Raw genomic sequence first — 26299 nt, 5'->3', positions numbered from 1 at the left:
CCGTTTTTGGGTTTCCTGCCCGGACCGCCGGGCGGGCGCCCGGCGCCGCCCGCAGCCACGCCGCGGGCATTCCTTCCAAGCATCCGGGATTCCCGCTATGATCTCTCTACTCTCATGTCGGGGGATAGGGATACGCTACTTCTAAGCGGGCAATCTGGGGTTGCTGTCCGCAAAGCGGTACGAAGGAAACTAGATGTCGAGGGATTCACTGGGCTGGGGAAATGTTTCCACTACATTGGCACCCGCCGAAGAGCACGCTGCCGGTCCGGTCAACAGGCACAGGTGGTCCGGTCTTGCGCGCGCCGCCGACGCCGACCGCGTCCGCGAAGCATTGCTTGCCGACGGCCGGACGGGCGTGGTCATCACCGGTGACCGCGGCGTCGGCAAGTCGCTGGTGGGCCGCACCGCTTTGGCCGGGTTCGGTCCGGACATCTACACCCTGCAGCTCCGGAGCTCGGGACCGGGGTCAGCGACCCCGTACGGCTGCCTGGCGTTCACGCTGGCGCGCCTGCCGCAGAGCTCCCTTGGCTCCCCGACCGCCATTCTGCACGGGATTACCTCGTTGATCCGCGACGACGCCGCCGGGCGGCCATGCGTCATTTTGCTGGACAATGCCGGTGCGCTGGACGACCTGAGCACCGGGGTCCTGCTCAACCTGCTCCAGACTCAGACGGCCCGCCTCATCGCGACGGCCCAGCGCACCAGCGACCTGCCTCCTGATTTCTACTGGCTCATCACCTCCGGCCAGCTGGCCGAGGTCAGGCTCGCGAACCTTACGGAACTCGAAACCCTGGACGTGCTGCAGACGGCGCTGGGCCACCGCGTCTCGAGCGCTCTCGCCAACCAGATGCACCAGCTCGTCGGCGGCAGCCCGACGTTGCTCCAGGCCGTGGTCTCCGAGCAGATCGAGCGCGGAAACCTCGTGCTGTCCGGTTCCGTCTGGACCCTGCTTGACGAAGTGGTCCTGGACGGACGCACCGGGCTGGAAGACATTGTCAGGGCCCGCTATGCCCGCGAGACTCCGGTGGCCCGGGAAGTCATCGAAGTCCTGTCCTGCGCCCGGACCATGGCGCTGTCCCGGCTCGCGAGGATGTACGGGGCGGGCGTCATCGCGGACATGGAGGATGCGGGCCAGATCATCGTCGACCGCACCGACCGCCACTTCGTGACCCTGGGTGACCGCTATCTGGGTGACATCGTCCGGAACTGGCTCAGCGTGGAACGCCGCCTGGAGTTGCGGGACAAGGTGCCCGGTCATCGGCCGGACGAGCTCGGCGAACTGACCGTCGAGGACCTGCTCGCCTACGCGGCCTGGACCCACGACTGCCAGGCCCCGCTCGCGCCGGCGTACGCGCTGGCGGCAGCCGAGGCGGCTGTGAAACTTTTTGACCCGAAGTTCGCGCTCGAATGCGCCGGCAGCCTGTCCCGGGGTGACCGGGAATGGGCCGAAGGGCAGCTGCAGAAATCGGCGGCGTACCTGCAGCTGGGTCTGCCGCTGCAGGCGATGGCGGCCCTCGACGATATTTCGGAGGAACAGATCAACGCCCTGGGCGCGGGGGTGTTTGCGGAGCTTGTCGCCGCCAAGGCTGATGGCATGTCGTGGCTGGAGGACCGGTCCGGCAAGGTCCCTGAGCTGATCCGGCAGGCCCGGCTTCGGCTGCAGGAGCTCAGTCTGAATGAGCTCCCTGAGCCCGAGGAGGAGCTGGCCCGGGCGGGACGGTGCCTGGACCTCTGTGAGTTCAACTTTCTCTCCTTCATCGGTGATTTCGAGCCGATGATGGACAGGCTCACGGCAGCGGCAACCGCCGAGGGGCCAGGCATCGATCCGGTGCACAGGCTCAGGTGCGCCATCATCCTGATGGAAGCCCTGTGCATGACGGGCAAGGAGCTCGACGCGCGAAGACTCATGCGCGAAATCGGCGGCCAGCTGGGCGAATGGTCCAACGTCCCCCGGATCCGCGAGAATTTCGCCTGGAGATCGTTCAACGTGCTGCTGCTGTCCGGGTACTGGCGCCAGAGCATCGACATGCTCAAGGACGCCAGCGGACGGGCGGGGCACGGACTGCATTCCGGAAGCGCTGCCACGGACCTGGCTGTCGGGCTCGCGTATGTCTACGCCGGCCGCGGCTACATGGCGCTGGATCCGCTGCTTGCCGCAATTGCCCAGCTGGAGGTGCGGTCGAGTCTGCACTCCCTGCGGCAGGCCTACGCCGCAACCGCCTTTGCCTACGCCCAGACGGGCAATTCAATGCAGGCGACCATCTACCTCGACCGGGCGCGGTCCGCGGACGGCCCGGCACGGTTCGCGATCAGCAGCTCCGCCGAGTTCTGCATGGACATGGCCTCGCGGTGGCTGGGGGACCCGGAAGCGAGGAACCGGCTGGTGCACACGGCTGAGGGCCACTTCCGCGCCGGCCGCTTCACTCTGGCCGGCATCTTCATGCTTGGTGCCACCGTCAACGGAACCGCCAAAGACTTCCTCTTTATGGAGGACATCGCCGCCAGGCGGCAGGGTCCGATGGCGGAGCTGTCCCGGACGGTCGCCGAGGGCAGCCGGAAGAAGGACGCCGCGATCATGCTGGCGGCCGCCGAGCTCTCCGCCAACCTGGAACTGGACGCCGTCCAGGCCAGATGCGCCGCCCTGGCCTTCGACTTCGCCCAGGCCGCGGGACTGAGCGGAACCGCCAGCACAGCTCACACCATGCTGGAAAAACTTTCAGAGTCCGTCCCGGCCCTGCCGATCACGCCCCGGAACAAGGGCCCGCTGCTGACGGAAAGAGAACGGCAAATAGCCACCCTCGCCGGCAACGGCGTCTCAAACAGGGACATTGCCCTTGATATCGGCATTTCCGTGAGGACCGTGGAGGGCCACCTGTACCAGGTGTTCACGAAGCTCGGAGTATCTTCGCGGAGTGATCTGCTTGGACTCATCTAGGGCCCGCGCAACGTCGCCCGGAGCAGAGGCGTCAGCCGTCCTGACCGGGCGGACGGAAGACCTGAAATCAGCAGTGGCGGCCATCCGGGGCGGCACCCACGTCGCCGTCATGCTGCTTGGGGACAGCGGCATCGGAAAATCCACCCTCATGGAAGCGGTCGTTGCAGAGCTCGGACCGGAAGTGACACCGATTCGTATTCACGGCAGCCCCTCGCTGACGCACGTCCCTTACGGAGTGCTGGGTCCGTTCATCGTTGGCCTCCCGGTGCAGGAGGCCACTTCTCAACTGGCCGTCCTCAGGACGTTGTGGACCCATCTGGAGGAGGAGCGGCGCGCAACCCAGAAACCGCTGCTTCTGATAGTGGACGACGCCCACGACCTCGACGAGGCAACGGCGGGGATCCTGGTGGAACTTGCCGCCGCCGGCTGGGTGAAACTGCTGGTGGGGGCAGCCGCACGGCCCGGGCTGCCCGAACCGCTGCTGCAGCTATGGTTCGAAGGCATCGCCGAGCGGCACGATCTGCGTCCCCTGACGCAGCCCCAGACGACGGAAATGCTGGAGCAAACGCTGGGCCCCCAGGTCCTTCCGAACGTCGCCGAACTACTCTGGGAGGCGTCCGAAGGTAACCCGCTGCTGCTCAATTCCCTGATCGACGACGCGAAGAACGACGGAACGCTCCTTCAGCGCAAGGGAGTCTGGCTGCTGACACGGCCCCCGAACAGTCATGGCGACCGTCTGACCGACGTCGTCCGCCGCCAGCTGCTGCGGCGGTCGCCGGAGGAAAGGCAGGCGCTGAACCTCGTGGCGCTTGCCGAGCCGGTGTCCAGGGAACTGATTGAGGCCGTGGTCGGCGAAGACGCCGTGGCGGCACTGATCGTGCACGAAATGATCCGGGTCTCGGCCGCTCCCGCTCCCGAACTGAGGCTGCGGCACGCCGTGTACGGTGACACGCTGCGCAACCTGATCTCCCCCGCGCGCAGCCTGCAGCTGCGGCAGAGCCTGCTGCGGCTCATGGACACGGAACCGACATCGGCCGAAGGGCTGCTGCGGCAGGTCAGCTGGTCAATGGAATGCGGAGCGGAGATGGAGGACCGGCAGCTGCTCAGGGCGGCGGTGCTGGCGAGCCGGCTCTACCAGGATGATCTGGCCCGCAAGGCCGCGTCCCTGGTCCAGGACCCCGAACTGCAAATAGCGGCACGGTCAGTGACGGCGCGGACCCACTACAACACCGGTGATTTCGCCGTCGCACAGGGTATTCTTGAGGCTGACTTCGGCACCGGGCACAGCGTTTCAAGCCTGCTGACCGGAACCCTGCTGTGGGCCGCCGTGCTGTCCGCGCAGGGCCACACACCGGCGGACATTATGGCCCGGGCGGGCGCGCTCGTGCAGGCCGGCGAGCGGCTGGCCCGGGAAAAACCGGCCGACGCCGGACGGATCCGCGCTGCGACGCAGGAACGGTACATGACGATTCAGAGCATGGTCCTGGCACTGGCCGGTGAGCTTGGCGGGGAAACGCCCGCGGAAGCAGGCGCAGCCCCTCCCGAGCCGCCGGTTAACCATCTGGACGAGGCATTCAGGCTCTCCCTTGAGTCCGAACGGCTCCTCGTCGCGGGCAAACCCGTCAGTGCCTTCGAGGTTGCCTCCAACGCGCTGAGTGCCGCTGGTGCCGGGCATGACGAACTGCACTTCCTCACGGGCTTCCTCGTTGTGCGGTCCGCCGCGGCCGTGATTCACGGCGGCGACTGGCAGGCCGCCGAAACGCTGCTGGCTCGCTTTGCCGCCGGAACCGGGCCAAGCCTGATCTCTTTCGGCGGCGGTGTCCATGCCGCGCACGGCATCATCCTGCTGTACCAGGGGAAGGCCGCCCAGGCCCTGAACACGCTGAGCGGTGCCCTCGAGTCGCTGCGGCTCGCGGATCCCCAGCAGCTGTTCGGCCTGACCGCGGCGATGGCATTCGCCGCCGCCGCGGAAGTCGGCGCCAGGGAGAAAGCCGATTCATTCCTCGCGGACTATGGGTCCCTGCGGCCGGCTATCTCGCGCTACCCGCGCACGCTCGCCGAGATGGCCGTGGTGTACGGCAAGGCTCGCCTTGGAAACCATCCGGAGGCCATCGCTGAGCTTCGGCTGCTGGGTCAGCCCGATCCCGGGCAGAACACTGCCGGGCTGGAGTTCGACGCGCTGGCATTCTGTCTCGCCCTGGGGGACCGTAACGCGGCGGCCCGGCTGCTCGAGCTGAAGCCCCAGCTGGAGGGCCGAAGACCGGCAGCGATCTGCGACTATGCGGCCGCCGTCAGCACGGACCTGGCCGCGGACCACCTGTCGGCCGCCAAGAGCTGTGAAGACGCCGAACTCTGGGGCTTCGCTGCTCTTGCCTATGATGCTGCCGCACACGCCTACCGGACGGCCGGCGACTCCCTGCGGGAACGCATGGCGATGTCCCACCGAAAGAGGTGCCTGGACCGGGCAGACAATGCCCCCGGACAGGAGCCGGAAGGCATCGATGATTCCCTCGGACTCCTGACGCGCCGGGAACGGGACATCGTGGCCCTGGCCGTCCGCGGGTTCAGCGACCGGAGGATCGCCGCCGAGCTCCAGGTATCCATCCGCACGGTTGAAGGCCACTTGTACCGGAGCTACGCCAAACTCAACGTCAAAGGCCGCGACGAGCTCCCCGGCATCCCCGGAAACTAGTGTCGCCGGAAACTAGCATCGCCGGACGCCAGCTTGCCCGTTAGGCCGTCTACCCGGGCCGACAGGCCGTCTACCCGGGCTGACACGCTGTCGGCGCCGTCGGGTCTGCAGACGCTACGGCCAACGACACTCGGGTGCCTTGCCGACTACTTGGTTTCCGCACGCGGGTGTCTCGACCGATCTGAGTACATCCACGTAGACCCGGGTCAAGTACGCGCCACGTATTCGAGTACTACTTACGCATCCCGAAGAGTCCCGCGCTCCATAGTTTGGATATATCACTGGTCAACCATTGATTGCGAAGGTCTCACTCATGTTTCAGCAGGACGTCGGGCTGCCCGCGGGCAGCGGCAAAACAGATGCGATAAATCCGCCACAGCGCTTCGCCCAGGGGCGCTACGAGAAACCCTTCATCCGCAATCAGATCGTTGCGGACGTCGTCGAGACGCTGACAGCAGGCTCCGGCTGCGGCGTCGTCCTAGTGGGGGAGCACGGGGCCGGAAAGTCCTTCATCGCCCAACGCGCTCTCGAGCAACTCGGCCCGGAATACGCAGTGGTCCAGGTCCGGGGCAGCTCCATTTCCTCAAAACTTCCCTACGGCGCCCTGAGCGTTCTGCTCAACGACCTCGACGCTTCCCACCTCGAGCACCCCCTCATGGTGCTGCGGGGGCTCACCCAGGTGCTCCACAACAAGGCCCAGGGGCGGAGCATCGTCTTGTTCGTCGACAACGCGCACGACCTGGACGATCTGTCCAGCATGATGGTGGCCCAGCTCAGCGCCGGGGCTCATGTCACCCTGCTGGCCGCGTGTGTCGACCTTCCCCATGTGGGCGGGGACATCATGGGTCTCTGGAAGGACGACCTGCTGCGCCGGATGGACCTCGCGCCGTTCGACTTCGCCGAGGTTGCGGCCTCCCTCAGCCACGAATACGGCGGTCAGTTCTCACACACCGCCGCCCGGGCCCTGTGGAGCGCCAGCGGGGGAAACGCACTTTTTCTTCACTCGCTCGCGAGGGAGCAGATCAAACTTGGAACGATCGTCCGCCAGGACGCTGCCTGGGTCCTGAGCAACGGCCCCATCGCCCTGACGGGGGAAATCCGCGATGTCGTGAAGGCCCGCCTGAACCGGCTCAGCTCGGGCCAGCGCGATGTCTTTGAACTGTTGGCCCTGGCCGGCGCCGTCCCGCTGCAGACGCTCATGAGTATCGCGAACCCCCAGGACATGGATGCCCTGCAGGAGCGTGCCATGATCCGCGTCAGCCATGATCACCCGCCCATGGTCAGCGTTGCCAACCGGCTGTCGGCAGGGATCGTTGCAAGTGTGGTTCCCCCCGGCCGCAGCGCCGAGCTCCGCCGGCGGCTGACGGCGGTTCTCCAGGATTCGGAGCAGAGCGACGCCAGCGGATCAGCCGGCGTCGCCTGGGCACTGGACTGTGGCGAGCAGATTAGCCCGGAGACGGCCCTGGCCGCGGCACGCACAGCGAACAACTCGTCCGATCCGGCCGCGGCGCTGAGATTCATCCACGAGATCCGGGATGTCGATTCCGTCTCCCGGACCGCTGTCGAATCGGTCCATGCCTACGTCTCGTCCGACAATCATGACTCCGCGCGTCGTGTTCTTTCCGCACTGGATCACTCTGCCGGCGACGAAATTCCGCTGGCTGACTGGATCTCGCTGCAGCTTTTCCGGGCCGAACTGGACAAGCGAAGCATCTTGACGGCCGCAGGTGCCAAAGCCAGGCTGCAGGAGATCGGGCGGAGGCTCTCTGCTGAGCCCGACGGGGACCCCGCTGGGATGGATTCGGCCTGGCAGCGATTGCATCATGCTGAGGCTGAGCTCGCTGTTTTCGAAGGACGCTACCACGACGCCCTGTCCATCACAGATGTCCCGGACGTCGGCAGTCTGGACACCGAGTCACGGATTCTGATGGCAAGCCTGCGCTGCGAGGCCATGGCTGTCACCGGAAACGTTATCGGTGCCCTCGGGCTTGGCAAGCAGATCCTGTCGTCGGCAGCTACGGTGCCCCTCGCGGACCGGGCCATGCGGGAGATCAGGGGCCGCTTCCTGCAGCTGATGCTGCTCTCGGCCAAGTTCAGGGAGGCATCCGCCTTCCTGGCGGGTTCCGCCGGCACGGCTGACCCCCAGGAACGGATGGGCGGGATGTTCGAGATCGGGCAGGGAGTCATCGAACTTCATGCCGGACTTCTCGACGAAGCGCTCCCACGGCTCCAAGCCGGCATGGACCAGCTTCTGGCTCGGGACCCCGATGCAGTGGCCGGTCTGGCCATGGCAGCCTTCGCCTACGCCGCCGCACTCCACGGTGACGAGGAGAAAGCCAGCCTTCAGTTGCTGGAGCTGGCGCAGCTGCAGCCACACGCGTCCTGGCTGGTGACCCGGATGACACGGTATTTCGAGCTGTGTGCCCTGGCTGAACTCGGACAGCGGGCGACGGCAATCCGGGCGCTCGTGGCAGAGGCAGACAGCGACACGGAAGCGTCGGCGTTGGCCCCCGGGCTGCTCTTCTTGTCCGCCGCGGCCCGGCTCGGAGACCGTCAGATGGCACTGAAGCTTGGAAGTCTGGCCGGAAGGGTCACCGGGCACTTCTCAGGCCTGTGCTCGCGGCTGGCTGACGGCGTGAAGGTGTCGGACAGCGAGCAGTTGCTGGCCGTCTCGAAAGACTCCGACGCCGCCGGCAACGCCATATTCGCCAGGGACGCGGCCCGCAAGTCCGTCAGCTGCGCCAACGACGCCGGAAACCGGATCGCGTTGCGGACCGGTCAGCGTACGCAGCAGTCTCTCGACGACAGGTTCGGCAGTCCGAAAAACGGTCTTCACTCGCTCACGACGTCGACGCTGACGGCCCGGGAATGTGAAGTCGCTGTCAGGGCAGCTGCGGGTACCTCCAACCGCAAAATCGCGGAACAGATGCATGTTTCGGTCCGCACGGTTGAGGGTCACCTTTACCAGGTGTACTCAAAGCTCCATGTGGCCAGCAGATCGGAACTCAAAGATGTCATCTCCACACCGACGGAAAGCGCGCGTCTCGGCTGAAACCGGGCCAGCCCTACGGGCTGCCCGGGATCGTCCGGGTAGCCGGGGAGGTGCCCGGGATGGAAAGCCTCGCTGAAACCGCCCCCTTGATAGGGCTGTCCGGCCTGGTCAAGGATGTGGTGCGCTGCCTACGCGACGACTCCAGATCCGGTGCCCTGATCGTCGGGGCCGCCGGAACCGGAAAAACGGCCGTGTTCAAGGCGGTAATCCGCGACTTGCGTCCCCGCGGGACGGTGATTCGCCTCATAGCTACCCGTGCCTTGGCCGCGGTGCCGTTTGGAGCCTTGGCGCCCTATCTGTCGGAACTGCCGGACCACGAACTGGATTCCTATGCTGCCGTCCTGCGGGCAATGACGGGCCGGCTCAGGTCCGAGGCAATCCGGCCTCTGTTCGTGATCGACGACGCGCAGTGCCTGGACCGGGGGACGACACAACTGCTCGCGCGGGCCGTAGCCACAGGGGCCGCGGGCATCCTCGCCACCAGCCGGCCGGGGCCGTTGATTCCTGAGGAATTTCTGGCTCTTTGGGACGACGGGCTCCTTTCCAAGTTCGAACTCTCACGGCTCAGCCGGCCGGGCGTCCACGAGCTCTGCGAACAGGTGCTCCGGGCGGACGTCTCGCCCTGGGTGAGCGCGGTGTTCTCCGAGGCAGCCGAAGGCAACCCGCTGATGCTCATGTCCCTGATCGAGCACGCGCGGAGCAGCGGTGCCCTCGTGCTTCGGCACGGCGTGTGGTTTCTACAGGCCAATCCCGATCTGGCCGGGGTGCCTGCGGCCGACGTCGTCGACCAGCAGCTGCGCTCCATGACCCCGGAAGAGAGGACCGTCGCTACCATCGTGGCCCTGGCCGGCCCGCTCTCGCTGGGCCAGATTCTGAAGTTCAGCAGTCCCAAAGCCGTTGACGCATTGGAGGCGGCTGGAATCATCACCGTCTCCCCGGGACATGACCGTACCGTCAGGCCGGCCAGTCTGTTGCTGGGCGAAATCATCCGCCGCCGTGCCCCGGCGGGACAGAGTGCGGCCTTGCGGGCGAGTCTCTTCGCGCTGCCGTCGGCGGGCGCGGTTCGTCCCGAGGCGTTTCTGAACCAGCTGCGCTGGTCCTTGGACTGCGGAGCGCGTGTCCCCCCTGGGCAGCTGCTACAGGCCGCCGCGGCGGCCAACACCGATTTGGACCCGGCTGCCGCGATCCAGGCTGCCTGGGCTGTCCGGGACGCGCAATTTCTGCCGGAAGCCAGACTACAGCTGGCCTATGCGCATCACATCCTGGGCCGGCCCGAAGATGCCGTCGGCTACCTCCTGACGGCCTGGCCCCTGCGCTACGGGCGTGCGTCGTACCTTGCGGCGCGCCTCGCTGCCCTGCTCCCGGCTGCCGTGAAGGTGACCTTGCCCGGAAGCGGGACTGAGACGGCCCGCGGTGACGGACCGGACCTGACCTCGAACGAACCCTTGTGGTCGCGGTCGCCGGCAGCCGGCATGGCGGCAGGCATCATGTACCGCCGTTGGGACGGGCCGTTCTCGGACCTTGAGGCAGGACTGCAGGATCTGATCGACGCAGCTGCAATGAATCCGGATATCCGCCTACCGGCTGTCTCCCTCCTCGCCGAATTGAGAGGCGCCGAAGGCCGCCTCCTGTCGGGACTGCGGCTGGACCGCGAAGCGTGGGCAGGCATCCGCAACGGGGGCCTGACCCTTCCGCTGGTCCGTGAGGAGCTACTGGCACGCCATTGCCTGAGCCTCATTCGGGCCGGGGAATGGGCGGAGCTCGCCGTTGCCCTGGACGACTACGCCTCGGACCATCCTGCCCGGCTGCTGTACAGCGGGGGGATGCTGCACGTGATGCGTGGGTTCTCGCTGTTGCGTCAGGGACGGATCCCAGAAAGCCTTGCGGAGCTTTTCCTGGGCGTTGAAGAACTCATCATCGCCGATCCCCTGGAAATGCTGCCCTTCGCGCACGCCGTAACCGGGTACGCTGCCGCCTTGGCCGGGCGCCCGGGGGAGGCCCAGGAACAGGCTCTGAAGTTCCGTACTGCCGCCTACAGTGGGCTGCAGAGCCTGCAACTGCTCTCCGAAGCGTATTGCCTTGCGGTTGAACGCCTCACGGGCCGGGATGACGGCCGGCGCGGCCTCGGAGACTTGGCAGACCAGGCGCAGCGCCAAGGTTTCAGGGGAGTTGAAACCGACATCAGGAGGCTGGTCCTCCGGAGCGGCGACACCGGCGGTGCCCCGGCTTTGGCTTCCAGCAGCAGCGCAGTGGAGGGGGCGGAAGCCCGGCTACTCGAGGCTTTTGCCCTCGCCGTGTCAGCGTCCGACGCAGCCGGACTGATCGGGATCAGCGACGAAGCGGCGGCTGCCGGACACGGGCTTCTGGCTTTTGAGGCCGCCCAGCAGGCGGCGGCCTGCCTTGAACACAGCCCGGATCGGTGGAGACTCTCTGCGGCCCAGCGCAGAGTCCATCACCTGATGGTGGATGTCGGCATGTCCGGGCACATGGACGTTGTCCGGAGCGAGCGGGGACCCGGGCTGACGGCACGGGAAACGGAGATTCTGGAGCTCGTGGCCGGCGGGTCCAGCAACGCCAACATCGCCACTGCCCTGTCTTTGTCGCCGCGAACGGTCGAGGGGCATCTGAGCCGGATATTCGCCAAACTTGGGGTCAGCCGCCGCGCGGAGCTCCTCGATGTTAAGCGGGAGAACCATCGCCCCCTATCGGCGAGCAAAGATGCCCCTGAGCTGCGGTGATACTGTCGGCCACACGCGACCTGGCGCATGAGCTGCGGTCAGTCTGCGTACTGCACGGGTGGCCGGTGGGCCCGGCGGGAGTATCACCAAGTAGTGGGACCGAGCGTTGGGAAACAGAAATCGGGTAAACGCTACTCGTGCACAGATTAGGCCTGGGGGCTTCAATTAAGACAGTTCACGAAAAACCATAAAGGTCTCAAAATGAGAAACTTCAGGGCGGACATCGGCCGCGGGCTAAACCAGCATAAAAGTGTCGTCCCAGGACTCCTCTTGATTGCTGGCGCAGCTACTGCCACCATTGAAGGTGGTCGCGCCAATACCTCCCATCTCCGTACTCCTTCATTGGAATCGCACGGTGCCTTAGCCGGCAGCTGTGCGCCAAGGTCGGAGCCGGCGGCGTCAGAGCCTTCTGAGACCGAGGCTCTCCCCCCAGCCGCCGCCGGCTCCCTTAACGGTCTGCGCCACTGAACGACGTGGAACCGGCATGTGCGCCATGAATGAGCGCCGCCGGGGGAGCCGGGGGAATCGTCCAGGGGGCTCGGGTGGAGTCGTGGAAGTCCTGGGCTCAGGCGTGTCCCTCAAATAGCTTGGCCGCCGGCTGCATGACGCGGACTTCGCGATCGTGACGATCGCCGTCGCGGCCGCCTATTCTTCAACGTCGACGCCGGCTGACCCTTCCTCGCACTGCCCACGGCTGGTGTCTCCTGTCTGGCCGCCCGCATGCCACTCTCGTGCCGGGCCCGCCCTCCAAGAGACGGCACCCAAGAGACGGCCTCCAAGAGACGGCACAGTGAAGAGACCTTCCAGGAATCGGCTCCGAGGAATACGGGCGGGTCCTGGATGCCACCTTGGCGCCTTCTGAGGCATCGCCATGCTCGTCTTCCCTTGGACATCGACGTCGAACAGGGCGTCCGCCAGTTCGGCAGCTCCGCCAGGTAGCCGGTGGTAGAAACAATGCTGGAGCGTCCCGAACGCCCGTGTCAGCCTGGCGGTAGCCCTTCCGCACCGGCCGCTGCGCAGGCCGGGGCGGGCCGCCTGGCCTTGGGAAGCCGGCTGGCGGGTAGTCCATTGGCGGTGGCACGTAGCGACTACCCGTGTGGCGCCACTCCGCCGGGTAGTCCAGGGTGCCGGGGGCAGGAACGGTGCCGCGAAGATAGGTGGGACGTACTCGTGTGACCCGCACGTCCGGCTCATAGGTTAGCGATAGCAGTCAGTCAGTAATCGCTACGGCTACCAAGTGGGTCTCGATATGTGCTCTTCAATGCCTTGCGCCTTTGCCAGATTTTCCCTAATTTACAACACACGCGTAGCTGCGTGCCAGACCGGAGTCCGCCCGTGAGCGCGCTCCGTGAAACCAGCACTGCTCCACTCCTGACCCGACCCGTCCTCAGCTTTCCCAAGGTTTCCGCACCGCCGCTGCTGCGGCACCGGGTCCGCGTTGTCCGGGAAGGGACGCGCTGGAGCAACAAGTACCGCCGCGTGCTGGCCGTCAGTGACGGTTCCGTCATCTTCTCCGTTGCCGTAATCGCCGACATAGCCCGGTTCGGGCTCGATGAGGCCCAGGTCGCAGTCGGATGGTTCGACGTCGGCTATCTCCAGATTTCGATCCTCATCGCGGTGGCCTGGATGCTGGCGCTGGGCGCTTACCGTACCCGGGACCCCAGAATCGTGGGGATCGGAGTGGATGAGTACAAGCGGGTGATCAGCGCGACGGTGGCCCTTCTCGGCATCCTCGCCATGGTTTGCCTCGTCTTCCAGGTCGACATCGCACGCAGCTACTTCGCCCTGGCTTTCCCTCTCGGAGTGGCCGGCCTGATCGGCTCACGCTGGGTGCTCCGACGCTGGCTCAGCCGCCAACGCACCAAGGGGCATTTTCTTTCACGGGTCCTGGTACTCGGGAAACCGCGGGACGTGAGCTACGTCGTCAACCAGATTGAAAAGAAGTCTGGAGCCGCCTATCACGTTGTCGGAGTGTCCCTGACGGGAGATTCCGGGATGCCGTGGCTGAATCTCGGCCGGCGGACAGTTCCCGTAGTGGCGGAATCCTGCTCCATCGTCGACGCTGTCCGTGAGCTTGGAGCCGATGCGGTGATCGTTGCCGGTGCCGGCAAAGGTGGCGGCGAGTATATCCAGGAACTTGGCTGGCAGCTGGAAGAATCGGCCACCGAGCTGATCCTCACCACCGGCCTGACCAACGTGGCCGGCCCGCGGATCCATGCCCGTCCCGTCGAGGGACTGCCGCTGATGCACGTTGAGCTCCCGCAGTACACGGGGGCCCGGCACACCCTGAAACGACTATTCGACATTCTGGCTTCCGCCTCGGCTCTGCTGGTCCTGCTTCCGGTCTTCCTGACGCTCGCCTTCCTGATCAAGCGCGACGGCCCGGGCAAGGTCCTGTTCCGCCAGGAACGGGTAGGCAAGGGCGGCAAGAAGTTCCTCATGGTCAAGTTCCGTTCCATGGTGGAGACCGCCGAGGAAGATCTGGCCGGCCTGCTGGATCAGAACGAAGGGGCGGGAATGCTCTTCAAGATGCAGCATGATCCCCGCGTCACTGACGTAGGTCGTTGGCTGCGGAAGTACTCCCTCGACGAACTCCCGCAGTTCTGGAACATCCTCAAGGGGGATATGAGCCTGGTCGGCCCCCGGCCTCCGCTTCAGCGGGAGGTCGACGGGTACAACAGCCGGGTACACCGCCGGCTCTACATCAAGCCGGGGCTGACGGGAATGTGGCAGACCAATGGCCGCTCCGAGCTGAACTGGCAGGACAGCGTCCGCCTGGATCTGTACTACGTGGAGAACTGGTCGCTCGCCGGGGATCTGATCATCATCTGGCGTACGGCGCTGCAGATGATCAAACCCGTCGGGGCATTCTGATGCGGCTGCCTCCCGGTGCAGCAGCACTTTCCCGTTCCCGAATCTGACCCGCAGCCTCAAGGAGATGCCATGAGCACACGTATCGGCTACGCCGCCGGAGCCTTCGATCTGTTCCACATCGGTCACTTGAACATCCTCCGACATGCCAAGAGCCAGTGTGACTATCTCGTTGCCGGCGTCGTCTCGGACGAATTGTGTGAGGCCACCAAAGGAACCCGACCGGTCGTTCCGCTGGTGGAGCGGCTCGAAATCGTTTCCAGCATCGGCTGCGTGGACCGGGCAGTCGCCGAAACCCACCCGGACCGGCTGGACACCTGGAAGGAAGTCGGTTTCAACGTTTTCTTCAAGGGTGACGACTGGCGCGGAACCCCGAAGGGAATCCGGCTGGAACGTGCCTTCGCCAAGGTCGGTGTGGAAGTCGTGTACTTCCCGTACACCGTCCACACCTCAAGCACCGCCTTGCGCCGGACGCTCGAGGCCATCACGGCCTCGGCCCGGCGCGAGGCGGTCCACTAGAAACGCAACAGCTTCTTCCGTGCTGACAGTCCGGTCTCACCTGCCAGGACGCGCACATCCAACCCTTAGGAGGTCGGCGTGAAAAAATTCACAGCTAACCCTGCACCGATGCGGATAGCGATGGTAGGAACGCGCGGCGTCCCGGCCCGCTACGGTGGTTTTGAAACGTGCGTTGAGGAAGTGGGCAAGCGGCTGGCTGCCCGTGGGCACAAAGTCATCGTTTACTGCCGGGCAGCAGAGGACACGGACACCTCACAAACGGAATACCAGGGCATGCAGCTGATCCACCTGCCGGCCCTGAAGCGCCGCTCCCTGGAGACGCTGAGCCACACGGGACTCTCCGCCGGACACCTGTTCGCGAACCGGGTGGACGCGGCCATTGTCTTCAACGCCGCCAACGCACCCTTCCTGCCGGTACTGCGTGCCGCCGGAATCCCGGTTGCCACCCACGTGGATGGTCTTGAATGGAAGCGGGCCAAGTGGGGAGGAATGGGCAAGCGCTACTACCGGCTGGCGGAGTCACTGGCTGTGCGTTGGTCCGATGCCCTTATTGCCGATGCCGCGGGCATCCAGGACTACTACCGCCGCGAATTCAACGTGGACACCACGTACCTGGCCTACGGTGCGCCGATCCTGGAATCCGGGGCCTCGCACCGGCTCCGTGAAATGGAGCTGGAGGCCGGGAAATACCACTTGGTCGTGGCCCGTTTCGAACCCGAAAACCATGTGCACCTGATCGTGGAGGGCTACGCCCGCAGTTCGGCGACTCATCCGCTCATTGTTGTGGGTTCCGCCCCTTACGCGGACGAGTACACCCGGCATGTCAAGTCACTGGGGGATGAGCGGGTCCGCTTTGTCGGCGGCGTCTGGGACCAGGAACTGCTGGACCAGCTCTATGCCAATGCCCTGATCTACTGGCATGGACACTCCGTGGGAGGCACGAATCCCTCCCTGCTGCGCGCGATGGGGGCAGGCGCCGCAACTAACGCCTACGACGTGACATTCAATCGCGAAGTGCTCGGCGAGGCCGGCGAGTACTTCGCTGACGCTGCGGCAATTCCGGACCTGGTCGCAAGCGCCGAGGACCCCACCTCGGACACGGTGCTGCGCGGGAAAAAGGCGCAGGCGGAAGCCCTGCGGTACGACTGGGACTGGGTGGCGGAAGGTTATGAGGAGTTGTGCCGCAGCCTGGTGGAACGTCGCTCGCCCCTGGACGGTACCAACAACGGACGCCGGACCGGCGCCTATCCGCTGGAGCCCTCCCGGCCGCTGACCGGAGCGCGGTCATGACCAGCACCCGCATCCCGGCACGGCCCCCCTCCGCCCGGGACCGCGGGTATTGGGAGATTGTCGCGCAGTTGGCGGCGGCCCAGAAAACAGCCGCCCGCAGCGCACCGGCCTACTCGCTCTATATCAACCGCAAGCTGGGCCGGCTGCTCGCGGCCTGGGCATACCGGGCCGGCCTGACACCGAACGCTGTCACGGGCATCAGCGCGGCTTTCACGTTCAGCGGTATCGCGCTGCTGGTGGTCTTTCCGCCCTCTGCTTGGCTGGGCATCGCCGTTGCACTGCTGCTGGTCACCGGCTACGCCTTTGACTCGGCCGACGGCCAGGTAGCCCGGCTCCGTGGTGGAGGCAGCCCGGCCGGCGAGTGGCTGGACCACGTGGTTGACGCCACCAAAGTCTCGATGCTGCCGCTTGCATTGGCCGTTGGCCTGTACCGTTTCGGCGCCGTCGACACCGCATGGCTGCTGGTTCCGCTGGCATCCGCCGTGGTATCGGCCGTGCTGTTTTTCGGCATGATCCTCACGGAGCAGTTGCGCCGGCAGCACGGGGTCACGGCATCCGAGGCAGTACAGGGCCGCGGCTCGTGGCTGCGGCCGCTGCTGGTTCTGCCCATGGATTACGGCGTGTTGTGCCTGTCCTTCCTGCTGTTGGGCTGGCCGGCGGTTTTCGCCACTGCCTACACCCTGATCTTCGCCGGAACGACAGCATTTCTGTTGGCAGCCCTCCCCAAGTGGTATCGCGATCTCGCCTACGCCGGAAAGCAGGAACGCTGACATGGCAGTAACGCCCCCACGCAAAAGGCACACCATCATCGTCTCCGCCGCGGCGCTGCTCCTGGCTGCCGGCGTGACCACAGCTGCCCTTCAGCTCAATGCGGAAGCTGAAGGCAGCCACGCCGCACAGCCGGTGACGATCACGCCCGAGGCAGGCTCGAAGGCATCCGAGTCAATCCAGGGCCCCGGGGCAGCCGCCACGGCCGCAACCCCGGCGCCCGCGGAAGCGGGCGCAGCAACGTCGGAGCGTCCGGCAGACTCGGCACAGCCTGCGGCTCCCGTCCCCGCGCCGGCGGCACCCGAGGGAGCAGTGGCCGGAATGAGTGTTGTGGAACTCGCGGAAATCAAGCAGCCAGTCTCTGCCGCCGCCCTGGATGAACCGATCGCGATCGGTCCGAGAGTGGAGGCACATCTGGGCCAGCTGGAAGCCGTTGACGGCGAAGCGGCCGGCGTCGGGGAAGTGTCCGGGCCGGCTGTTCGCTTCGTTGTGACCTTGACCAACAGAACCGGTCAGGACCTGCCGACGAACAACACGGTGGTGACTGCCAATGCTGGTCCGGACGAGAGGCCTGCCCTGCAACTCAGCGGGCCGGGTGCAACCAGCCTCCCGGCAGTGATTCCGGCCGGCCAGGAAATATCAGCGAACTTCGTGTTCCTTATCCCTCCTGAGCTCAGGAACCAGGTCCGAATCTTTGTCAATTATGAAGCCAGTTCACCGATTGCTGCCTTTGCAGGAACCGCACCAGGAGCGAAGAGCCAATGACCAACACTCATGAATCCACACCTGTTGAAGGCACCGGAAACCACCGGACCAGGCGGCCGCGGTCCCGGTTCTCCGCCCTGTCGGCCATCGTCGGGATCATCAGCTGCGCCGCGGCCCTGACGATCTTGCCGCCGGCCGGGGCGGACACGATGCCCGTCAATGCCGCGGATCCCGCCACGCCCGAAACCGTGTCCGCCGACGCTCTGCCCACCGCGCAGATCGACGGCGTGGTCTGGCAGCAGGTCATCGTCGGGAACACTGTCTACGCGGCGGGCAACTTCAAGACAGCCAGGCCGGCGGGATCGGCTGCCGGGATAAACACCGTCGCCAGAAGCAACATTGTTGCCTACAACCTGGATACCGGCGCCATTGTCCCCGGGTTCGCTCCTACCTTGAACGCCGAGGCGCGGAGCATCACGGCGTCCCCGGACGGGTCGAGGATCTACGTCGGGGGCAGCTTCACCAGCGTCAACGGCACAGCTGTCTATAACATCGCTGCGCTCAACGCGACAACGGGTGCGCTGATCACCAGCTTCCGGCCTCTGATGGGCGCGCGGGTGAACTCCATTGTGGCGACAAACGAGACCGTCTACGCCGGCGGCTGGTTCACCTCGGTCGGTTCAGTGGCACGCACGCGGCTGGCGGCCCTGAAGGCCAGCAACGGCGCGCTGCTGCCTTGGAACCCAACCGCGGATATCGGAGCGGTCAACGCCATGGTGCTCTCCCCGGACGGATCGAAAATGGTTGTTGGCGGTGCCTTCACCAGCCTCAACGGCTCCGCGAACCCGGGCTACGGTCTCGGCGCGGTCGACACCGTCGCCGGCGCCTCCCTTCCCTGGGCGTCGAACAGCCTGATCCGGAACGGGGGTACCAAGGCTGCCATCCTTTCGCTCAAGAGCGACGGAACCAACGTATACGGCAGCGGCTATGTCTTCGGAACGGGAGGCAACCTGGAGGGTGCCTTCTCCGCAAACTGGAACGACGGCTCCGTCAAGTGGGTCGAGGACTGCCACGGCGACAGCTACGACGTCTACCCTTCATCAACGGCGGTGTACGTAGCCTCCCACTCCCATGCATGTGAAGGGGTCAACGCATTCCCGCAGACAGACCCGTGGACCATGCATCACGGAACCGCCTACAGCAAAGCGGCAACACAGACGTTGTCGGCGACGCCGTACAGCGCGTATTACAACTTCAAGGGAAAGCCCGGGCCCTCACAGCTGAACTGGTATCCGGACTTCACCATTGGCACCTTCACCGGCCAGGGGCAGGCGACTTGGGCTGTGACCGGCAACGGCAAGTATGTGGTGATGGGGGGAGAATTCACGGCCGTGAACGGGCAGCCTCAGCAGGGGCTCGTGCGCTTCGCCACAAAAGATATCGCACCCAACAAGCGCGGACCAATGGCCGGTGGCAAGACTTTCCAGGCGTCGGCGGCTTCCTTCCAGCCCGGTACGGTGCGTGTTTCCTGGCCGGCGAATTGGGACCAGGACAACAGGAATCTCAGCTATGAACTCGTGCGGGACAACAAGATCGCTACACCCATCTACAAGACGTCCGTCGAGTCGACGTTCTGGAACCGCCCGCTGCTGAACTTCGTGGACTCCGGCTTGAACGCAGGGTCCAGCCATAGCTACAGAGTTTATGCCAGGGACCCCTTCGGCAATGTGATCCAGTCTCTCACCGCGAACGTGACCGTTGCGACGGCAGCCACAGCAAGCCCCTACGCCGATGCTGTCCTGGCGGACGGCGCAGCGAATTTCTGGCGCCTGGGCGAAGCCGGCGGGACCACAGCCATGGACACGGCCGGCAGTACGACGGCGACGGTCGGCACAGGCGTGACGCGCGGTATCGACGGCGCCATCAACGCGGACCCTAACAAAGCCTCGGCTTTTGACGGTTCGGTCAACGGAATTGCCGTTTCGGGTAACAAGGCTGCCGGACCGTCCGTGTTCAGCGCAGAAACGTGGGTCCGCACCACATCCACCGTTGGCGGAAAAATTCTCGGCTACGGAAACGCTGCCACCGGGAACTCGACCAGTTACGACCGGCACGTGTACATAGACGCCGCAGGCAAGGCCTGGTTTGGGGTAAATTCCGGTGGAGCCAAGACGGTGAACTCCACCCAGAGCATCAACGATGGCCAATGGCACCACATCATGGCGAGCCTGAGTGGGGCCGGCATGCGGCTCTTCGTCGACGGCAAGCTGGTGGCCCAGCGCACTGACGTGACGTCAGGCCAGGCTTACAGCGGTTACTGGCGCATCGGAGGGGACAACTTGGGCGGCTGGCCGTCGGCGCCGTCGAACGCCTACCTGTCCGGGGACATAGACGAGGTCGCCATCTATCCGACGGCGCTGACCCGGGGCCAGGTGCAAAGCCACTACCAGAAATCCGGCCGGACACTGAACCTGCAGCCGGCACCGGCTGACGCATACGGCAAAGCAGTTTTCGAGGCGGATCCGCAACTGTATTGGCGGTTGGGTGAAACCAGCGGGACTCAGGCCAGCGATTCGGGGCTGATGGGCAATCAAGGAACGCTGTATCCCGGCGCTACCCTGGGGGCGGCGGGCGCCATCTCGGGTACGGCGGACTCGGCGGCCGGATTTGATGGAGTGGGCGGCCTGTTGACCAGCAACAATCTCGCCAACAACCCGACGGTGTACTCCGCCGAGCTGTGGTTCAACACCACGACGTCGAAGGGCGGCAAGCTGATCGGATTCGGCAATCAGAAATCGGGTCTGTCATCCAGCTATGACCGGCACGTTTACATGGAGACTTCGGGAAAACTGACCTTCGGCGTGTACACCGGCAGCAAGATCACAGTCACCTCGCCCGGCTCCTACAACGACGGTAAGTGGCACCATCTGGTGGCCAGCCAGTCCTCCTCGGGGATGGCCCTCTACGTCGACGGCGGATTGGCGGGCGCCAACCCGGAAACACGGCAGCAGGCCTACGACGGCTATTGGAGGGTCGGCGGCGACCGGACCTGGGGTCCGCAGCCGTACTTTGCAGGCCTTATCGACGAAGTGGCCGTCTACCCCACGGCGCTCACGGCTGCAGCCGTGGCCACGCACTATTCGCTGGGGGCGGGGACGGCGGTCAATGCCGCTCCGGTGTCCTCGTTTGCGGCGGCGGCGTCGGATCTGGTGGTTGCCTTTGACGGGTCCGGTTCCTCGGATGCTGATGGGACCGTGGCTTCCTATGCCTGGGACTTTGGTGATGGCACGGCTGCCGGAACGGGGCAGAAGGTCTCGCACACCTATGGGCAGGCCGGGACGTATACAGCCCGTTTGACGGTCACCGATGATGCCGGCGCCACGAATGGGAGCTCGCAAAGCGTGACCGTTGTTGCTGCGGCGGTCAATGCCGCTCCGGTGTCCTCGTTTGCGGCGGCGGCGTCGGATCTGGTGGTTGCCTTTGACGGGTCCGGTTCCTCGGATGCTGATGGGACCGTGGCTTCCTATGCCTGGGACTTTGGTGATGGCACGGCTGCCGGAACGGGGCAGAAGGTCTCGCACACCTATGGGCAGACCGGGACGTATACAGCCCGTTTGACGGTCACCGATGATGCCGGCGCCACGAATGGGAGCTCGCAAAGCGTGACCGTTGTTGCTGCGGCGGTCAATGCCGCTCCGGTGTCCTCGTTTGCGGCGGCGGCGTCGGATCTGGTGGTTGCCTTTGACGGGTCCGGTTCCTCGGATGCTGATGGGACCGTGGCTTCCTATGCCTGGGACTTTGGTGATGGCACGGCTGCCGGAACGGGGCAGAAGGTCTCGCACACCTATGGGCAGGCCGGGACGTATACAGCCCGTTTGACGGTCACCGATGATGCCGGCGCCACGAATGGGAGCTCGCAAAGCGTCACCGTATCGCAGGCCCCTGTTACGGTGCTTCCGCTTGCCAAGGACGGCTTCGAGCGGAGTGTTACCGGAGGACTGGGTGCTGCTGAAGCCGGAGGAAACTGGACGCTCAGCGGGTCAGGCTCCTTTTACTCAGTGGGCAGCGGAAGCGCAGTTATCTCGACCCCGGCAGGGAAAGGACCGGCTGCCTATCTTGGTTCAGTCGCTTCGGCGGCCGCCGACTCTGCGGCTACCTTCGCCATTGACAAGCTTCCAAGCTCAGGTGCAATTTATGTTTCGATGATCGGCCGGCGGGTCGGTACCTCGGAATACCGGGCGAAATCCTGGATCACCACCTCAGGTGCTCTGCAGCTGCAGGTGACCAGGGTCGTCGGCGGAGTGGAAACGGCGATCAGCACGGGTATAGTTCCCGGCACGTACGTGGTGGGTGACTCCTTGCGGTTGCGGCTGGCTGTTTCCGGTGCCGCCCCGACGACGGTGCAGGCCAAGATGTGGAAGATTGGCTCGGCGGAGCCGGCCGGCTGGCAGGCCAGTGGCACGGATTCGACGGCCGGGCTTCAGACCGCGGGGTCCGTCGGAGTGCTGACCTACCTCTCCGGTATCTCCGCAAACGGACCTGTCAGCGTCAGGTTCGATGACTGGCTCACAGAAGAAATCAAGTGAGGGGAAAGCCATGACATTGCTCGAACGGCGCAGGTTCAATGATCGCGGGCGGAAGCACGATCAGCCGATCACGGTTCTGCAATCGTTTCCCGTTCCCCGCCCGCACAGCAATCCATATACCGAGCTGCTGAGCCGCAGCCTCCGGGACCTGCCAGACGTCACGGTGGTGAACTTCTCCTGGCGCCGGGCCCTCACCGGCCGTTACGACGTCTTCCACGTGCACTGGCCCGAGATCCTGGTGGACGGGCATTCCCCGGTCAAGAAAGCGGTGCGGCAGCTGCTGTCGCTCGTCTTGTTGGCAAAGCTGGCCGCCAATGGAATTCCAATTGTCCGGACGATGCATAATGTCGGGCTGCCGCAGGGGATATCGCGGCGGGAGAAATTTCTGTTGCAGGTATTCGAGCGGCGAACCGCCTTGTGCATTCGACTGAACGCACTCACCCACGTACCTCCGAGGCTTCACGCCGTCACCGTTCCGCATGGCGACTACCGGTCGTGGTACGCCCCGCACCGGAAAAGCGGGGCGGTCACCGGACAGTTCGGCTACGTAGGACTTGTCCGGCGCTACAAAGGGGTGGAATCCCTGGTCGAAGCTTTTGCTGCCACCGCCGGGACCCACCCAGGTCTGACCCTTCGCATCGGCGGCAGGCCTTCAACAGCTGAACTGGCAACTACCATCCAGGATCTCGCGGGCGGCGACGGCCGCATTCAGCTGGATCTGCGCCAACTCTCCGATAGCGTGCTCGTGGACATCGTGACGTCCTCGGAGCTTGTGGTGCTTCCTTACCGGTTCATGCACAACTCGGCCGGCGCGCTGACGGTACTGTCGCTGGGCAGGCCGGTCCTGATGCCGGAGAACGAGGTCAATCGGTGCCTGCTCGAGGAGGTGGGCCCGGGCTGGGTCTATTTGTACCAAGGCGATCTGGTGGCTGAGACTTTGGTAAACGCACTGCAAGCTGTCCGGTCCGGCGTCCGTTCCGCGGAGCCCGATCTGTCCCGCCGCGGATGGGACGAGACTGGGCGGTTGCACTTGGACGCCTATCGAAAGGTACTCTCATGACCGGCCGGCCCCGAGTGCTGATGGCCCACCCCGGCGCTGAAATGTATGGCGCCGATCGGGTCTTCCTTGAAAGCGTCGCAGCGGCGGTCAACCACGGTGCAGCCGTCACCGTGGTGCTTCCGCAGACCGGCCCGCTTGTTGCCGAACTGGAACGGCTGCGGGTTCCTGTGCTGTTCTGTCCTACCCCCGTGCTCCGGAAATCGATGCTCCGTCCCAGGGCGCTCCTCGGCCTTGCCGGCCATTCCCTCAAGGCCTCTGTCAATGGCTGGCGGCTGATTGCCGGCGCCCGTCCAGACGTGCTGTACGTCAGCACGCTGACCATCCCGTTATGGGGTTTGCTGGGACGGCTGGCCGGGAAACCTGTGCTGACGCACGTGCATGAAGCGGAGGAATCAGCTCCTGCCATTCTGCAGCGCCTCCTGGCGGCGCCGTTGGCCCTTTCATCGTCCATCGTGTCCAACAGCCAATTCAGCGCGCGCCTGCTGGCCCGCTCGCTGCCGCGGCTATCCGGCCGCACCCATGTCTTGTACAACGGTGTTCCGGGGCCGGACAGCGTTGAGGGGGCACGGACGCCGATCCAGGGGCCGCTGCGCCTGCTGTATGTCGGCCGCCTCTCGCGGCGCAAGGGGGTGGATGTGGCGGTGGAAGCGGTGGCCCGGGCCCGGCAGGAAGGGGTCAACGTTTCGCTGGACATTGTCGGCGGCGTATTTCCCGGCTACGAGGAATTTGAAGAGGACCTTCACCGCCGAGTGCACGAGCTGGAATTGGACGACATCGTGACGTTCCACGGTTTCAAAGACGACGTGTGGCCCCTTCGGAAGGAAACGGACGTTGCCATCGTGCCGTCGAGCTTTGATGAACCCTTCGGCAATACGGCCGTCGAGGCGATCCTGAGTGCGCGGCCTCTGATTGTCAGTGATACGTCCGGCCTGCGAGAAGCGGCAGCGGGCTACGAATCGGCCCAGCTCGTTCCGCCAGGGGATATCGACGCGTTTGCGCGGGCGATTGTGCTGGTGTGGGCCAAATGGAATCACTACCGTCTGGCGGCGGTGCGCGACGCCGGGCATGCAGCGGCCCGCCACAGCGTGGAGACGTACGCTGAAGGCCTGAACGAGCAGCTGGACGCCCTTGTCGCCGGCTCGATCCAAGGGAGGACCCATGTCTTGCGCTGATGCTCATGTTGTTATCGCCGTGCTGACATATCTCCGGCCGGAGGGGCTGCAGGCGCTGCTCCCTCTGCTGATACAGCAAGCCGCCGGGGCGCCCCTGGCCACCAAGGTACTGGTGGTTGACAACGATCCTAAAGCGTCTGCGCGGAGCGTCGTCGATTACTTCGGATCCGATGTCCTCGTGTATGTGAACGAGCCGCGGCCCGGCATTGCGGCAGGGCGAAGCCGGGCCCTGCTGGAAGCGCGTGGTGCACGTGTCCTCGCCTTCATCGACGACGATGAACTTCCGTCCGCCGGCTGGCTGCGTTCTCTGCTGGACACCTACCACCGGACGGAGGCGGCGGCAGTGGTCGGGCCTGTCGTGTCCGAATTTGCTGTCAAACCGGAGGACTGGATCTCCAGCGGCGGGTTCTTTCAACGCCGCCGGCTCCCGACAGGAACTGAGGTTACGGTCGCTCACACGGGCAATCTATTGTTGGATCTGGAACAGATCTCCCGGCTGGGACTGGACTTTGACTCCCGGTTCGGATTGACCGGGGGAGAAGACACGCTCTTTACGCGTCAGATCATTCAGCGCGGCGGCAAGATCGTCTGGTGCGATGAGGCGTTGGTTGCCGACATTGTTCCCGGGGACAGATCCACGCGCAAGTGGGTCCTGCAGCGTGCCTTCAGCAGTGGGAACACCTGGAGCCAGGTCAGCCTCGAACTGGCCGGTGGGGGATCCGGCGGGCGATACGGCCGTCTTGGAGACCACTGTCGCCTCGTGGGAGCGGGCTGCGTGCGATCCCTTGGCGGCGCCTTAAGATTCGTCTACGGGGTCGCCACCCACTCGGTGGCTGACAACGCCAAGGGGCTACGGACCTGCGCGCGCGGAGCGGGAATGCTCGTCGGCGCGTTGGGCTACAGCTATCAGGAGTACCGCCGTGGCTGAGACTAGTGTGCAACATATGGATGATACTGGGGCAGCACCGTGGGCTATTGTGGTCGTGAATTATGGGTCGCACCGCCTTCTCGAAGCCAATCTCCTTCCCATGGCCAGGCAATCACCCGAGGCGCACATCGTCGTCGTTGACAGCTTTTCGACGGCTCCTGAGCGCACGGCTGTCCGGGTGCAGGCCCGCAGCAACGGCTGGCATCTGCTGGCGCCCGAGGTTAACGTCGGATTTGGCGGCGGCATGAACCTCGGCGTTGCCAGGGCCATCGAGCTCGGCGCTGAACGCATGCTCTTGATCAACCCCGATGCGACTATGGACCGCCGCGATGTCGAGTTACTGCAGGCCGAGGTTGCGGCCTCTCCCATGACCATGTGTGCCCCGGTAATCCGCACGTCCGAGGGCGCGGTGTGGTTCGCCGGAGCGGACCTGTATCTCCGCGATGGCAGCATCCGATCAGAGCGACGTCGCGGTGAAGTGAACGCCCCGTACCAATCCTGGCTGACCGGCGCATGCCTGATGATCAGCAGGCAGCTATGGGAGGTAGTGGCCGGCTTTGACGAGGACTATTTCCTGTACTGGGAGGACGTCGACCTTTCGCACCGCATCCTCCAGGCCGGTGGGCGACTGACCTGCGTAAGGACTGCGACCGCAATCCACGACGAAGGGGCCACCCACACTGACGACGCATCCGGAAACCGTCACCGCGCCAAGTCGCCGACCTACTACTACTACAACATCCGCAACCGCCTCATGTTTGCCCGCAAGAACCTCGACCTGAAAGACCGGCGCCGGTGGCAGCGTGGCTCGCTGAAGGCGGCCTACGAGATTCTCCTCCGGGGAGGGCGGCGGCAATTCCTGCACCGGCCCAGCCAGACCATCAAGCCTGCGCTTCGCGGCCTGAAGGATGGCTTGCGCCTGAAGGGCATCACCCCCGGCTCCGGCGGCGCCGCAACCGGAGGGCAGGTGCCGGGATGACTGG

Annotated in this window: 14 protein-coding genes; all 14 read left to right on the top strand. The window is 65.2% G+C overall.

The window, feature by feature from the left end:
- The first annotated feature begins 193 nt into the window (after positions 1-193).
- The 14 genes from ACVWZ8_RS01760 to ACVWZ8_RS01695 all read left to right on the top strand — a co-directional run bounded on the left by ACVWZ8_RS01760 (position 194) and on the right by ACVWZ8_RS01695 (position 26295).
- Positions 194-2935 carry a LuxR C-terminal-related transcriptional regulator gene (locus ACVWZ8_RS01760; RefSeq protein ID WP_456503602.1) on the top strand — a complete coding sequence of 914 codons (2742 nt, stop codon included), beginning with the start codon at positions 194-196 and terminating at the stop codon, positions 2933-2935.
- Entirely contained in the window at positions 2913-5627 is a 2715-nt protein-coding gene (locus ACVWZ8_RS01755; protein ID WP_456503601.1) for a LuxR C-terminal-related transcriptional regulator, read from the top strand. Before ACVWZ8_RS01760 ends, ACVWZ8_RS01755 begins: the two co-directional genes overlap by 23 nt.
- A gap of 313 nt (positions 5628-5940) precedes the next feature.
- Entirely contained in the window at positions 5941-8679 is a 2739-nt protein-coding gene (locus tag ACVWZ8_RS01750) for a LuxR C-terminal-related transcriptional regulator (protein WP_456503600.1), read from the top strand.
- A 59-nt stretch (positions 8680-8738) separates the two neighbouring features.
- Positions 8739-11417, top strand: coding sequence for a LuxR C-terminal-related transcriptional regulator (locus ACVWZ8_RS01745; RefSeq protein WP_456503599.1), 2679 nt, complete (start codon positions 8739-8741; stop codon positions 11415-11417).
- Between the two features lie 1335 nt (positions 11418-12752).
- Positions 12753-14291 carry a sugar transferase gene (locus ACVWZ8_RS01740; RefSeq protein WP_456503598.1) on the top strand — a complete coding sequence of 513 codons (1539 nt, stop codon included), beginning with the start codon at positions 12753-12755 and terminating at the stop codon, positions 14289-14291.
- Positions 14292-14360: 69 nt separating this feature from the next.
- The gene (locus ACVWZ8_RS01735; protein WP_456503597.1) at positions 14361-14807 is read left to right on the top strand and encodes an adenylyltransferase/cytidyltransferase family protein; all 447 of its coding nucleotides are present in this window, start codon (positions 14361-14363) and stop codon (positions 14805-14807) included.
- A 108-nt stretch (positions 14808-14915) separates the two neighbouring features.
- Positions 14916-16097, top strand: a complete 1182-nt coding sequence (locus ACVWZ8_RS01730) for a DUF1972 domain-containing protein (protein WP_456505893.1) — start codon at positions 14916-14918, stop codon at positions 16095-16097.
- Positions 16094-16867: a CDP-alcohol phosphatidyltransferase family protein gene (locus ACVWZ8_RS01725; RefSeq protein ID WP_456503596.1), complete on the top strand. Its 774-nt coding sequence runs from the start codon at positions 16094-16096 to the stop codon at positions 16865-16867. Before ACVWZ8_RS01730 ends, ACVWZ8_RS01725 begins: the two co-directional genes overlap by 4 nt.
- Before the next feature lies 1 nt (position 16868).
- Positions 16869-17630 (top strand): hypothetical protein, encoded by a 762-nt coding sequence (locus ACVWZ8_RS01720; RefSeq protein ID WP_456503595.1) that lies wholly within the window; start codon positions 16869-16871, stop codon positions 17628-17630.
- On the top strand, positions 17627-22156 hold the full coding sequence (locus ACVWZ8_RS01715) for a PKD domain-containing protein (RefSeq protein ID WP_456503594.1): 4530 nt from the start codon (positions 17627-17629) through the stop codon (positions 22154-22156). Before ACVWZ8_RS01720 ends, ACVWZ8_RS01715 begins: the two co-directional genes overlap by 4 nt.
- A gap of 16 nt (positions 22157-22172) precedes the next feature.
- Complete coding sequence (locus ACVWZ8_RS01710) at positions 22173-23216, top strand: glycosyl transferase (protein ID WP_456503593.1); 1044 nt, start codon at positions 22173-22175, stop codon at positions 23214-23216.
- The gene (locus ACVWZ8_RS01705) at positions 23213-24388 is read left to right on the top strand and encodes a glycosyltransferase (protein WP_456503592.1); all 1176 of its coding nucleotides are present in this window, start codon (positions 23213-23215) and stop codon (positions 24386-24388) included. The genes ACVWZ8_RS01710 and ACVWZ8_RS01705 overlap by 4 nt, the downstream gene beginning before the upstream one ends.
- Entirely contained in the window at positions 24375-25316 is a 942-nt protein-coding gene (locus tag ACVWZ8_RS01700) for a glycosyltransferase family 2 protein (RefSeq protein WP_456503591.1), read from the top strand. Before ACVWZ8_RS01705 ends, ACVWZ8_RS01700 begins: the two co-directional genes overlap by 14 nt.
- 100 nt (positions 25317-25416) lie before the next feature.
- On the top strand, positions 25417-26295 hold the full coding sequence (locus ACVWZ8_RS01695) for a glycosyltransferase family 2 protein (protein WP_456503590.1): 879 nt from the start codon (positions 25417-25419) through the stop codon (positions 26293-26295).
- Positions 26296-26299 lie beyond the last annotated feature (4 nt).

The sequence above is a fragment of the Arthrobacter sp. UYCu723 genome (assembly GCF_054059215.1).
This window is presented reverse-complemented; position numbering and strand designations above follow the sequence as displayed.

Bases quoted from the DNA above. Each gene is read 5' to 3' on its own strand.
- ACVWZ8_RS01760 (WP_456503602.1), top strand. From the start codon at position 194: ATGTCGAGGGATTCACTGGGCTGGGGAAATGTTTCCACTACATTGGCA.
- ACVWZ8_RS01750 (WP_456503600.1), top strand. From the start codon at position 5,941: ATGTTTCAGCAGGACGTCGGGCTGCCCGCGGGCAGCGGCAAAACAGAT.
- ACVWZ8_RS01745 (WP_456503599.1), top strand. From the start codon at position 8,739: ATGGAAAGCCTCGCTGAAACCGCCCCCTTGATAGGGCTGTCCGGCCTG.
- ACVWZ8_RS01735 (WP_456503597.1), top strand. From the start codon at position 14,361: ATGAGCACACGTATCGGCTACGCCGCCGGAGCCTTCGATCTGTTCCAC.
- ACVWZ8_RS01730 (WP_456505893.1), top strand. From the start codon at position 14,916: ATGCGGATAGCGATGGTAGGAACGCGCGGCGTCCCGGCCCGCTACGGT.
- ACVWZ8_RS01725 (WP_456503596.1), top strand. From the start codon at position 16,094: ATGACCAGCACCCGCATCCCGGCACGGCCCCCCTCCGCCCGGGACCGC.
- ACVWZ8_RS01720 (WP_456503595.1), top strand. From the start codon at position 16,869: ATGGCAGTAACGCCCCCACGCAAAAGGCACACCATCATCGTCTCCGCC.
- ACVWZ8_RS01715 (WP_456503594.1), top strand. From the start codon at position 17,627: ATGACCAACACTCATGAATCCACACCTGTTGAAGGCACCGGAAACCAC.
- ACVWZ8_RS01705 (WP_456503592.1), top strand. From the start codon at position 23,213: ATGACCGGCCGGCCCCGAGTGCTGATGGCCCACCCCGGCGCTGAAATG.
- ACVWZ8_RS01700 (WP_456503591.1), top strand. From the start codon at position 24,375: ATGTCTTGCGCTGATGCTCATGTTGTTATCGCCGTGCTGACATATCTC.
- ACVWZ8_RS01695 (WP_456503590.1), top strand. From the start codon at position 25,417: ATGGCCAGGCAATCACCCGAGGCGCACATCGTCGTCGTTGACAGCTTT.